This is a genomic window from Curtobacterium sp. C2H10 (genome assembly GCF_025407985.1).
GTDB lineage: Bacteria > Actinomycetota > Actinomycetes > Actinomycetales > Microbacteriaceae > Curtobacterium.
This window is the reverse complement of the sequence record NZ_JABXGF010000027.1, coordinates 36,056-47,602: the sequence shown is the minus strand read 5'-3', so window position 1 is coordinate 47,602 and position 11,547 is coordinate 36,056. Positions and strand designations below refer to the sequence as shown.

The 11,547-nt window shown below is 70.9% G+C and carries 11 protein-coding genes and 1 pseudogene; all 12 read right to left on the bottom strand.

Annotated features, from left to right (window positions below; genetic code table 11):
• The coding region (locus HWD93_RS11410) for a serine/threonine-protein kinase (RefSeq protein WP_261646885.1) at window positions 1-864 on the bottom strand (864 nt) is incomplete at its 3' end.
• Between the two features lie 10 nt (window positions 865-874).
• On the bottom strand, window positions 875-1,681 hold the full coding sequence (locus HWD93_RS11405; protein ID WP_071295652.1) for a phosphatase PAP2 family protein: 807 nt from the start codon (window positions 1,679-1,681) through the stop codon (window positions 875-877).
• Between the two features lie 41 nt (window positions 1,682-1,722).
• Window positions 1,723-2,913 carry a Fic family protein gene (locus tag HWD93_RS11400; RefSeq protein WP_092385406.1) on the bottom strand — a complete coding sequence of 397 codons (1,191 nt, stop codon included), beginning with the start codon at window positions 2,911-2,913 and terminating at the stop codon, window positions 1,723-1,725.
• A gap of 95 nt (window positions 2,914-3,008) precedes the next feature.
• The gene (locus tag HWD93_RS11395) at window positions 3,009-4,694 is read right to left on the bottom strand and encodes a bifunctional 3'-5' exonuclease/DNA polymerase (RefSeq protein WP_261646884.1); all 1,686 of its coding nucleotides are present in this window, start codon (window positions 4,692-4,694) and stop codon (window positions 3,009-3,011) included.
• A 55-nt stretch (window positions 4,695-4,749) separates the two neighbouring features.
• Window positions 4,750-4,899 (bottom strand): annotated as a pseudogene (locus HWD93_RS11390) (YegP family protein); the annotation flags it as partial.
• Window positions 4,900-4,990: 91 nt separating this feature from the next.
• On the bottom strand, window positions 4,991-5,233 hold the full coding sequence (locus HWD93_RS11385) for a hypothetical protein (protein ID WP_261646883.1): 243 nt from the start codon (window positions 5,231-5,233) through the stop codon (window positions 4,991-4,993).
• Window positions 5,230-6,096 (bottom strand): hypothetical protein, encoded by an 867-nt coding sequence (locus HWD93_RS11380; RefSeq protein WP_261646882.1) that lies wholly within the window; start codon window positions 6,094-6,096, stop codon window positions 5,230-5,232. The genes HWD93_RS11385 and HWD93_RS11380 overlap by 4 nt, the downstream gene beginning before the upstream one ends.
• Window positions 6,093-6,953: a carbohydrate ABC transporter permease gene (locus tag HWD93_RS11375; protein ID WP_261646881.1), complete on the bottom strand. Its 861-nt coding sequence runs from the start codon at window positions 6,951-6,953 to the stop codon at window positions 6,093-6,095. Before HWD93_RS11375 ends, HWD93_RS11380 begins: the two co-directional genes overlap by 4 nt.
• Window positions 6,950-7,939, bottom strand: a complete 990-nt coding sequence (locus HWD93_RS11370) for a carbohydrate ABC transporter permease (protein WP_261646880.1) — start codon at window positions 7,937-7,939, stop codon at window positions 6,950-6,952. Before HWD93_RS11370 ends, HWD93_RS11375 begins: the two co-directional genes overlap by 4 nt.
• Before the next feature lie 10 nt (window positions 7,940-7,949).
• Window positions 7,950-9,275: a sugar ABC transporter substrate-binding protein gene (locus HWD93_RS11365; RefSeq protein ID WP_261646879.1), complete on the bottom strand. Its 1,326-nt coding sequence runs from the start codon at window positions 9,273-9,275 to the stop codon at window positions 7,950-7,952.
• Between the two features lie 22 nt (window positions 9,276-9,297).
• A complete protein-coding gene (locus tag HWD93_RS11360; protein ID WP_261646878.1) occupies window positions 9,298-10,512 on the bottom strand; it encodes a Gfo/Idh/MocA family protein in 1,215 nt (404 codons plus the stop codon).
• Window positions 10,513-10,672: 160 nt separating this feature from the next.
• Entirely contained in the window at window positions 10,673-11,461 is a 789-nt protein-coding gene (locus HWD93_RS11355; protein ID WP_261646877.1) for a DeoR/GlpR family DNA-binding transcription regulator, read from the bottom strand.
• Between the last annotated feature and the right edge of the window lie 86 nt (window positions 11,462-11,547).

The window sequence follows — 11,547 nt, the reverse complement described above, 5'->3', positions numbered from 1 at the left end:
CGCCACAGCCGGCGTGACCGTGCCGGGACCGCCGGGGAGGAGCTGCGTGGCCGGAGCAGCGACGTCGTGGCCGAGCGCACGGAGTCGCTGTGCGGCCTCGGCCGCCGAGGGCCGGTCCGCCGGGTCCTGCGCGGTCATGACGTGCAGGAGCGTGCGCCAGGCGGTGGGCAGGTGCGGGTCGATCTCCGGACCGCGGGTGAGGCGAGCGGTCGCGGACTCGACCGCGCTGCCCGGGAACGGCTGCTTGCCGGTGAGCGCCTCGAGGAGCATGAGCCCGAGCGCGTACACGTCGGCCTTGCCGGTGATCGGCTGCGCCAGGACCTGCTCCGGTGCGATGTACGCCGCCGTGCCCATCACCGTGCCGGTCTGGGTGGCCCGGGCGCCGTCCCGCAGCAGGGCGATGCCGAAGTCCGCGAGCTTGACGTGGACGCCGTCGCTCTCGAGCAGCACGTTCGCCGGCTTCACGTCGCGGTGGACGATGCCCTGCGCGTGCGCCGCCGCGAGGCCGTCCGCGACCTGCGCCCCGACACCGGCGGCGGTGGCACGGTCGAGCGGCCCCTCGCGCAGTCGCGTCGCGAGGTCGCTGCCCGGGACGAGTTCCATCACGAGGTACGAGTCGCCGTCGACGTCGTCGAGCGCGGCGTCGTACAGGGTCACGAGTGCCGGGCTGCGGAGCGCCGCGAGGGTCTGGATCTCCGCCTCGGCACGGGCGCGTTCGCCGTGGTCGACCGCTCCGATGCGGAAGACCTTGACCGCCACCTCACGCCCGAGCTGCTCGTCGACCGCTCGGTAGACGGAGGCCATGCCGCCGTGCCCGAGCGTTCCCGTGACGCGGTACCGACCGCCGAATACCCGTTCTTCCATGCGGGGCAACCTACCGGGACGACCTGACGGGTCGCGCACCGCGGCGGAGCGCCGTGAGGTAGAGCCGGTGCGCCGTGATCACCAGCGCGAGCCAGGCGAGCCCGAGCGCCCACGCCGCCAGGACGTCGGTCAGCCAGTGGTGGCCGAGGAACACCCGCGAGATGCCGACCGAGACGACGAAGAAGGTGCCGGCGACGATCGTCAGCACCCGGGTCACGAGCTTCGACTGCCGGAGGAGCAGCAGGTACACGATCGTCCCGACGATGACGGTCGCGTTGAGCGTGTGCCCGGACGGGAACGACGGCGAGTGCTCGTACGGCGGGACGGCATCGCGCAGCGGCGGGCGGGCACGGCCGATGAGGTCCTTGCCCGCGATCGTCATGAGCAGGGACCCGCCCGCGGCCGCGACGAGCAGCACGAGGGGCGTCCAGGCACGACGCTGGATCGTGAACCCGACGAGGAACCCCAGGGCGACGATCGGCATCCCGATGGTGCCGGCGACGTCCGTCCACCAGGTCACGAGGGTGTCGGCCGTCGGCGACCGGAGCGTGAGCATCCAGTCGAGCACGGGGCGGTCGAGCACGGCGACGTCGTCGGCCTCGCGCACGGCGTCGTAGACCTCGGAGGCCGCCCAGGTCGCGGTCACGGCGACCCCGATGCCGATCGCGAGGGTGACCACGAGCAGCGGGAGCGCACCCCAGCGGTGGCCGAGCGCTGCCCATCCGTCCGCGGATGCCCGGCCGGCGCGGGTGCGCCACGTCGTGAGGTCGACGTCGCCGACGCGCTGGTCGGGGGCCTCGGGGTGATCGGTCTGCATCGACCCACCCTGCCCGAGTCCCGGTGTGCGGGTGCGGGAGGTCAGCGGAGTGCCGGTGGACGCATCGTGACGGCCACGACGTTCGACGCGCGGAAGACCCTGATCCCCTGGCGCTCCACCTCGCTGAGGATGCCCAGCTCGCACAGCTTCGCCACGGCGTTGCTCGCGGCCTGGTACGTCCTGCCCGTCGCCGCTGCGAGCATCGGGATCGAGACGAACGGCGTACCGATGAGGAAGTCAGCGATCTCCAGCACCATCCCGCGTCCGCCGCTCGCGCGGATGCGCTCGCGGTACTCGGCCTGGACGGCGAGCAGCTCGGTCATGCGCGTGCCGGTGTCGATCGCCGACTGCTCGATGCCATCGGCGAAGAACCGCACCCAGGCGTCCCAGTCCCCGGACGCGCTGACCTCGGCCAGGTGGTCCTGGTACCGCTCTCTTCGCGCCTCGAACCACGGGGACACGCTCAGGAGCGGCTCGGTCAGCACTCTCGCACGCATCAGCTGCAGGACGATCAGGAGCCGACCGAGCCGACCGTTGCCGTCGTTGAACGGGTGGATGGTCTCGAACTGGTAGTGCGCCATCGCCGTTGCGAGGACCGGATCCTCCTGCCGATCGCCGGCATCCTCGATCCAGTGCACGAGGTCCGTGAGCGCCGCGCGCAACCCGGTACCGGGTGGCATCGGGACGAACCGCGCGTCCTCGATGCCGCCACCACGGGTGCCGATCGCGACCGGGACCTCACGGACGCGTCCTGCCTGCCCGGTGTCGGCAGCCGTGCCGCGGACGAGCAGCCCCTGGAGTTCCTCCAGGAGACCGAGGGTGACCGGCGCGGTCGCGACCCAGTCGAAGGCCCGCTCGGCGGTCTCGACGTAGTTCAGCACCTCGGACAGGGCAGCCGAGCGCCCGCTCCCCCCGACCGCCTCGGCTGCGAGCACGTCGTCCAGCGGCGCGAACGTCCCCTCGAGCGCTGACGTGCTCTGTGCCTCGCGTCGGAGGGTCGGTTGGCGGAGGATCCCGGGGTTCGGAAGCAGGACGGCGCCCTGTTCGAGCCGGCCCAGCGCACGGTTCGCCCGCGAGACAGCGGCCCAGGTACTCCCGCTGAGCGGTGGGGCATCCCCGAGCGGGTGCGGCGAGAAACCGAAGTGGTCGTACCGCAAGCCGGTGCGACCGTCGACACCGCCGACCGGTACGAGCGCACCGAGCGGGCTGTCGCGGAAGCGGGCGATGTTCACCTGACGAGTTTAGGCGCCAGGACTTGAATCACGAGAGAACATGTTCAATCAACAAGCCTGGTACTTGCAGCATCGCCAGGTGGTTCAAGTCTTCGTCAGTCCTTCGCGGCGCCGTAGTCGTCGACGACCGCCACCGAGAGCGGGAACACCACCGGGAACTCGCGGAAGAGCAGCCGCCCGGCATCGGCAGCGGCGGCCCGGATCTGCTCGGCCACCCACTCGGCGTGCTCGGCCGGGGTGTGCACCACGATCTCGTCGTGCACGAAGAACACCAGGTGCGGGCCGTCCGTCACCGGCCCCGGGAAGCGCTCGGCGAGCCGCGAGCGCAACGACCCCATCCACGCCAGCGCCCACTCGGCAGCGGTGCCCTGCACGATGAAGTTCCGGGTGAACCGCCCCCAGCTCCGTGCCCGCGACTCCACTGCCCGCTGCATCGCCGGCGTCCCCTCGACCGTGTAGGCCTGGTTCCGCGCCGCGAACCACGAGGCGTCCGGCACCGGTGACGTCCGGCCGAGCAACGTCGTCACGGGTTCGCCCCGCTCCCCCGCCCGGGCTGCCCGGCTGACGAGTCCGAGAGCGGCCGGGAACGCCCGCTCGAGCCGCGGGACGAGCCGCCCGCCCTCGCCCTGGGTCGCCCCGTACATCGCGCCGAGCATCGCGCCCTTGGCCTGCTGCCGGGTCTCGACCGCGCCGGAGGCCACGACGCCGTCGTACAGGTCGCGCCCGTCCCCGGCCGCCGCCATCGCCCGGTCGCCGGCCATCGCCGCGAGCACCCGGGGCTCCAGCTGCGCCGCGTCGGCCACCACGAGCTTCCATCCGTCGTCCGCGACCACGGCGGCGCGGATGCCCTTCGGCAGCTGCATCGCTCCCCCGCCGTCGGCCGCCCAGCGCCCGGTGACGACCCCGCCGACCAGGTACTTCGGGTGGAACCGACCGTCGTGCACCCACTCGTCGAGCCAGGTCCAGCCGTTCGCGGTCAGCAACCGCGCGAGCCGCTTGTACTCGAGCAGCGGCTCGATGACCGGGTGCTCGATCTCCTGCAGCTCCCACTTCCGCGTGCTCGTGACCATCAGGCCGGCTCGGCGCAGGGACTTCAGGACGTCGGCGGGCGAGTCCGGGTTCAGCGACGGGTCACCGAGCCGCTCGCGCACGACGGCCGCGATCTCCTCGAGCCGCCGAGGTCGCACGCCGTACGGTACCCGCGGTCCGAGCGCGTCCTCGAGCAGTCGTTCGTGCACGTCGGCGCGCCAGGGCAGCCCGGCGTGGAGCATCTCCGCCGCCACGAGCGCGCCGGCGGACTCCGCCGTCACCAGGAGCCGCAGCGCACCCGGCGCGGTCGACGACGCGACCGCGTCGAGCTGCGCGCGCAGCTCGACCACCGGGTCCAGCTCGTCGTCGGGAGGCGACACGTCGAAGAGCGCGTCATCGAAGAGACGGGCGTGCGTCGGGCGGGTGACCCGCGCCTCCTGGACGGCGGCGTCCCACGCGTCGACGGGCGCGTCGGCGAGCGCGGTGTCCCGTGCCGCGAGGGCCGATCGCAGGATGCGGCGGCACAGGCGCAGGTCGATGCAGCGCCCGACCCGGCCGCCGGCCGCGAGCACGGCCGGGTACCAGCGCGCGGTGTCGTCCCACACCCAGCGCACGTCGGGCGCGTCCCGGGACGCGACGAAGGCCGGGAGGCGCGGCTCGTCCACCCGGATCGGCTCGCCGTCTGCGGTCCCCGCATCGGTCAGGGGCGTCGCGAGGACGCCGCCGTCGACGCGGCGGAGGACGAGGTGCACGGAACGATCATGCCGTGCGCCACCGTCAGTCGAGCTCGACGACCTCCGCGCCGGGCGCGTTCTGCTGCACGGAGGCGATGCCGTTCTTCGCACCCGCCTTCGAGGCGTACCCCTCGGACGTGGCGATGACCTCGCCGTTGCCCGCCTTGAGGTGGAAGCGGTACTCCCCCTTGGCGTCGGTCCAGATCTCGAACTTGCCGGCCATGTCGACTCCTCGCGTCGATCCGATGGTGCCCGTTGTCCGCGGAACGCGGTCTTCTCCGCACGCTACTGGCCGGGACCGGATCGCGGAAGCCTCAATCCGCGGTGTTCGCGTCCCCGTCACCGCGGGGTCGCTGCGAGGTCCCGCCGCCTGGGCGGACCGCGGCGCTGTCGGAGACGTCGATGCGGACGTCGCCGTCCTCGGCGTGGGACACCTCGACCCGTGGGTCGGCGTCGTGCTCGTCGGAGCCGGACATGCGTCGGAAGGTGTCCTGGCGGCGTTCTTCGAAGGACATGTCGACACCGTCGTCGAGGTGGTCGCGGTCGGGCTTCGTCATGGGTGGGACGGTACGCCCGGGGTGCTGGCACCGGGTCGGGCGGCTCCGGACGATCGCGCTCCGGGCGGTCGCCCCGGGTCGGCGACCCGGATCGTCCCGGTGCGGGCCGTCCAGTGCTCGCCCGACCGCCACCGGGCTGCGACCCCGGCGGCGAGGCGGCCGGAGGGGATCGACCCGCGTGACACCGCCGCGCGGGCGTCGGGCAGCGTCGTGCCGAGGACGAACTTCGCGACACCGCCGTCCCCTTCGGCGGCGTCACCGGACGAGGGCGGTCCCAGGTCGAAGCGGCGGCCGAACCGTACGAGGTTCGCGTCCGTGCCGAGCACGTCGGCGAGCCCGGGGTCGAGGATCCACGAGCGGCACTGCCACCAGCCGGCCACGTGCGCCGGTGCCACGGCACGGAGGATCGCGGGCGCTTCGTCGAACGATCGGTCGCACGCGAGGGCGTCGAGCGGACCCGTCTCGGGGACGTGCACCCCCCAGGCCGCGGAGCCGTCGGCCGTCGTGTCGCCGATCTCGAACTGGAGGCGCCCCACCGTCACCACGCGGGCGGTGAGGACCGCGCAGAACCAGTCCAGCCCGGTTCCCCGGAGGCCGTACCGCGCGAGCTTGCGGTCGACGTCCGCGATGCTGTCGGCCGCCTGGTCGGCCGAGGCGCCGTGGGCACGGAGCCAGGCTGCCGTCCGGGGTCGGACGGCGCGGAGGACGTCGACGATCGAGCTGTCGGGCAGGCCGCGGACGGTCGACTCGAGTGCGGCGGCCAGCTCTCCCGGGTCGGGGACGGTCCCGATCGCCGCGGCGAGGAGCTCGGTCCCGTCGTGCACGATCCGGTCGTGGTCGGGCCGGTCGTGGTCGGGCGTCACTTCAGTCCGGACGCTGCCAGGCCGTCGATCACGCGGCGTTGCAGCACGACGAACATGATCAGCACCGGTCCCATGGCCATGAGGCTCGCGGCCATGAGCACGGGGTAGTCGATCGTGCGGTCGCTGGAGAGGGTCGCGAGACCTGCGGCGAGCGGCATGTCCTCGGCACGGGTCGACACGACGAGCGGCCAGAGCAGCTCGTTCCACGACCAGAGGACCGTGGTGATCGCCAGCACGCTGATCGACGGGCGGGCCAACGGCAGCATGATGCGCCAGAAGGTCTGGAACGGGTTCGCGCCGTCCATCCGAGCGGCTTCCTCGAGCTCCGGGGGGAGGTTGAGGAACGCGGTCCGCATCAGGAACGTCCCGAAGGCACTGAACAGCCCCGGTGCGACGATGCCCATCAGGGTGTCCAACCATCCGAGCCCCTGCACGATCTGGTACTGGGAGATCAGGTACACCTGCGACGGGACGAGCAGGATCGACAGGACGATCGCGAGCAGGATCGCCCGGCCGCGGAACCGCATGCGGGCGAACGCGTAGCCGGCGAGGGTGCAGAGCACGATCTGCGCGAGCGTCCGGATGATCGTGACCATCACCGACGTCCCGAGCTGGCTCAGGAACGGCAGGCGTTCGAACACCTGCGCGTAGTTCTGCCACTGCAGCTCCCCCGGCCAGAAGGTCGGTGTGACGGACTGCACCTGCGCGTTCGTCGACAGGGACATGATGATCTGCCAGAGGAACGGGAACGCCATGACGAACCCGCCGACGCCGAGGACGACGTGGATCCACCAGTGGCTGCCGCCGCGGCGCCCCGGCCGGCGGCCGGTCCTGGTCGGTGTGACGGTGGCGGTCATGCCTGGACCCACTTCCGCTGGAACCGGAACTGCACGAGCGTGACGATGCCGATGAGGACGAAGATCACCATCGCGATCGCCGCCGCGAAGCCCTTGTCGTTGTCGATGAAGCCGGCGCTGTAGAAGTAGAAGACGAGGGACATCGTCTTCGGGATCACCGGGTTGGTGCTGCCGAGGATCGCGTAGAGCAGGTCGAACAGCTGGAAGCTCGAGATGGTCGTGACGATCACCACGAAGAAGATGCTCGGGCTGAGGAGCGGCACCGTCACCGACCGGAACTGCCGCCAGCGAGAGGCGCCGTCGAGCTCGGCTGCCTCGTACAGCTCGGGCGGGATGTCCTTGAGGCCGGCACCGAGGATGATCATCGAGAACCCGAGCGAGGACCACAGCCCGACGAGGCTCACCGCGACGAGTGCGAAGCCGGGCGTCGAGATCCAGTACGGCCCGTCGATCCCGAACAGCCCGATGAACCAGTTCACGATGCCGTAGTCGCCGTTGAACATGATCCGCCAGACGAGTGCGATCGCGGCGGGCATGGCGACGTAGGGCAGGAAGAAGAGCACACGGTAGAACTGCGCGAACCGCAGGCCCGGGGTGTTGAGCAGACTGGCGAGCCAGACCGCCACGGGGATGCCGAGCAGGACGATCACGGTGTAGATCACCGTGTTGAGCAGCGACTGGTAGAGCTGCGGATCGGAGACCAGCCGGACGTAGTTCGCGATGCCGGAGAAGGTGGCGCCGCCGAACACACCCCAGGTGGTGAAGGAGTACCAGAACGTCTGGATGATCGGCCAGATGTAGAACGTCCCGACGCCGACGAGCAACGGGAGGACGAACAGCCACGGCCAGAACCCGTCGGTCCGGTGCGCCGGAAGTCTGGTCGTGCCGGCGGTCGGACGCCGGGAGCCCGGGGCCCCGGGCCCGGACGCGCGCTGCGTCCGGGCCGGGGCGTCCGAGGTCGGGTGTCGCTCGGTGTGGATCGTCACGGTGTGGGGCTCACTGTTCCTTGGTGAGGGCGGCGTCCATCTTCTGCGCGAGCTGCTTCGCCACGTCGTCGACCGGGGTCGATCCGTCGAAGGCACTCGGCAGCAGGTTCGTCTCGAGCGTGTTCCACGCCGCCGTGTTCTTCGAGACCGGGAGCGGCTTGGCGTAGTCCACCGCGTCGAGGAAGACCTGCAGGTCGGCGTCCGGCATCGTCTTCGTGAAGGCGCTCTGCGTGCCCTCGTACGCCGGGATCACCGCACCCATGTCGCCCTGTTGCTGCTGGGCCTGCTTGCTCGCGAGGTAGACCTGGAGCGCCTGTGCAGCGGCCTTGTTCTTCGTGTTCGCGGACACGACGTTGGAGACACCGTGGATGACCGTCGCCTGCTCCTTGCCCTTGGGGAGCGGGTACACGACGACGTCCTTCTCGAGGTCGGTGCCGGTCAACGCGGAGCGGAACCAGCTGCCGCCCTGGTACATGGCGAGCTTGCCCGAGGTGAACCACTGGTCGGCGGTGGTGTCGGTCAGCTGCTTGATCGAGGGCGACGCCCCGGACGCGATGAGGTCGGTCCAGAACTGCAGCCCGGCCTCGGCGGCGGCGGCGTCGTACTCGGACTTCGTGCCGTCCGCGTCGATCACGTTCCCACCGGCCTGGAAGATCGTGTCGTAGTAGGTGGTCTGTCCGTCCATGCCGCCGGCCGCGCCGTACGCGCCGTCGGCCGTGAGCTTCTCGGAGAGCTCGGCTCCGGTCTTCTGGAAGTCGTCCCAGGTCCAGTCCTTCGAGGGCATGGCGACCCCGGCCTTCTCGAAGAGCGCCTTGTTCATCCAGACGCCGATGGTGTCGAAGTCCTTGGGGACGCCGTACTGGGTCTTGTCGTACGTGTACAGGTCGTTGAGGGCGGACGAGTACTTCGCGGGGTCGATCGCGCCGGCCTCGACCTCGCCGGTGATCGGCGCGAGCTTGCCGTTCGCCGCGTAGAGCTGGAAGTTCGGGCCGTTCATCCAGAACACGTCGGGCAGGGTGTTGCTCGAGCCCTGCGTCTGCAGCTTCGTCCAGTAGCTGGCGAACGGGGTCACGTCCACGTTGACCTTGATGTCCGGGTACTCCTCGTTGAAGCCTTCGAGGTTCGCCTTGATCGCCTTGACCTGGTTCTCGTCCCAGACGGCGTACGTCAGGGTCGCCTTGGTGTCCTTGGCGGCCTTCTCGTAGTCGCCGCCGGCGCCGGAGGCGCCGGAGGACGTGCTGCAGCCGGCGAGGAGCACGGCTGCGCCGATCGCGGCGACGGCGCCGAGGAGCGCACGGCGACGGCCGCGGCCCTTGGCAGAGGTGGGTGCGTGCATCGGGTGTCCTTTCGCGAGTCCGTCAGCGGGTGACGGCCGGGGTGGGGTCGGTGAAGTGGGCGATCGTCGCGGCCGCGAGCGGCGGGACGTCGATGGGGACGGAGCCGTTCCGGAGCGACCGGGTCGCGAGCGCTCCTGCGGCGACGGCAGCACGGGCCGCGATCGGCGAGAGGGTCGTCGGCTCCCCCAGCGCGACGTGCCGGAGGAACTCGGTCATGGTGAGGAGGTCGGCATCGGCGTGGCCGGCGGCGACCCCGTCGATCGGGTACTCGCGATCCCCCGCGACGTCCCAGCCGCGACGACGGCTCCAGACCTTCACGACGCCACCGCCGGTGTCGCCGATGTTCTCGAGCCGTCCCTCGGTCCCGATGACCGTGTAGTTGCGCCAGTAGTCCGGCGTGAAGTGGCACTGCTCGTAACTCGCCTGCACACCGTTGTCGAGGGTCATCATCACCATCGACACGTCCTCGACGTCGACGACGGGGTTCAGCCCGGTCTGCTCGAGGGGCGGCCAGTTGTCGAGGGAGAACCAGTCCCCCATGAGCTCGCCGCTGCGGTCGCGACGGTCGGTGACGTCGCCGTAGACCGACAGCGACCCCATGCCGACGACCCGCGCGGTGTCCCCACCGCCGAGCGCGTGGATGACGTCGAGGTCGTGGCTGGCCTTCTGCAGGAGCAGGGAGTTCACCTTGGTGCGGTCGGCGTGCCAGTCCTTGAAGTAGTAGTCGCCGCCGTTGCCGACGAAGTGCCGGCACCAGACCGCCTTGACCTGGCCGATCTCCCCGCGGTCGACGATCTCGCGCATCAGCCGCACGACCGCGGCGTGACGGAAGTTGTGCCCGACGTACAGCGGCGTGCCGGTCTCCGCCGCGGTGTCGAGGACGGCGTCGGCGTCCTCGACCGTGATGGCCATGGGCTTCTCGAGGTAGACCGCGATGCCGCCGCGGAGCAGGTCGATCGCGATCGCGGCGTGCGTCCAGTCGGGGGTCGTGACGATCGCCGCGTCGACGACCCCGACGAGTCCCCCGTGGTGCTCGACGACGAGGGCGTCCGGGTACTCGGCTCGGGCCCGCTCGCGCCCCTGCTCGGTGACCTCGGCGACGGCGACGACCCGCGCCTCCAGGTCGGGAGCGGCGGCAGCCGCCTCGGCCACGTGGCGGGCGATCGCCGCACGCTGCCCCATGCCGACGATGCCGACCCGTAGTGGTCGTCCTGTGAACGCGTCACCCATGCTCATCTCGCTCCCTTGCGTGATTGTGACGCCCATGATGCCGAATCGATCATGAATGCACAATAGGCGCTCAACGAACGCTCATGGGGAGGGTGTGGATGGTTTTACACGATCGAAACGTCGTGCACCTGCCTACGCCGGGGAGTCCCCCGGAGGACTCGTCCGCTCAGTCGGCGACGACGAGCTCCACACCGGCACTGGCGAGCTCCGCGGCGAACGCCGACGGGACGGGCTGGTCGGTGACGAGTGCGTCGATCCGGGCGAGCGGACAGATCCGCGCGAAGGTCGCCCGTTCGATCTTGGTCGAGTCGGCGACCACGATCACCCGGCGCCCGACCGACGCGAAGTGCCGGCTGACCTCCGCCTCGCCCTCGTGCATGGTCGTGGCGCCGTAGTGGCCGCTCAGCCCGTCCACACCGAGCACGACGACGTCGAGCGCGAACTCGTCCAGGGTGTCCCGGACGAGCGGGCCCACGAGCTCGTAGGACTGCCGCCGCGCGACGCCGCCCGTGACCACGATCTTGACGTTGGCGCGGACCGACAGCTCGTACCCGATGTTCAACGCGTTGGTGACGATCGTCACCCCGTACTCGCCGTCCGCCCGGGTGAAGCGCTCGCTCTTGCCGAGCTCACGGGCGACCTCGGTCGTCGTCGTCCCCCCGTTCAACCCGACGGTGTCGCCGGGCTGCACCAGCCGCGAGGCGGCGCGGGCGATCGCGGTCTTCGCCTCGGCCTGGCGGGCGATCTTGTACTGCAGTGGCAGTTCGTAGCCGGCCCCGAGCGCCGCGGCACCGCCGTGGGTGCGGGTGACCAGGCGCTGGTCCGCCAGCGTCGCGAGGTCGCGTCGGGCGGTCGCGGGCGAGATCCCGAGCAGCTCCCCGATCTCGGCGATCGACACGTTGCCGCGTTCGCTCACCAGTTCGAGCAGGGCGTTGAGCCGCTGTTGAGGGGTCATGTCGGCCATCTTATGGCGTCACCTCGCACCTCTGATGATCGGGAATGACGTTTTGCTCTTCCATCGCGCACGATCGCTCGCTACGC

What these genes read in the sequence shown, in the direction of transcription:
- HWD93_RS11405 (WP_071295652.1), bottom strand. Translation starts at nt 1,681, where the DNA reads ATGCAGACCGATCACCCCGAGGCCCCCGACCAGCGCGTCGGCGACGTC.
- HWD93_RS11385 (WP_261646883.1), bottom strand. Translation starts at nt 5,233, where the DNA reads ATGACGAAGCCCGACCGCGACCACCTCGACGACGGTGTCGACATGTCC.
- HWD93_RS11375 (WP_261646881.1), bottom strand. Translation starts at nt 6,953, where the DNA reads ATGACCGCCACCGTCACACCGACCAGGACCGGCCGCCGGCCGGGGCGC.
- HWD93_RS11365 (WP_261646879.1), bottom strand. Translation starts at nt 9,275, where the DNA reads ATGCACGCACCCACCTCTGCCAAGGGCCGCGGCCGTCGCCGTGCGCTC.
- HWD93_RS11360 (WP_261646878.1), bottom strand. Translation starts at nt 10,512, where the DNA reads ATGAGCATGGGTGACGCGTTCACAGGACGACCACTACGGGTCGGCATC.
- HWD93_RS11355 (WP_261646877.1), bottom strand. Translation starts at nt 11,461, where the DNA reads ATGACCCCTCAACAGCGGCTCAACGCCCTGCTCGAACTGGTGAGCGAA.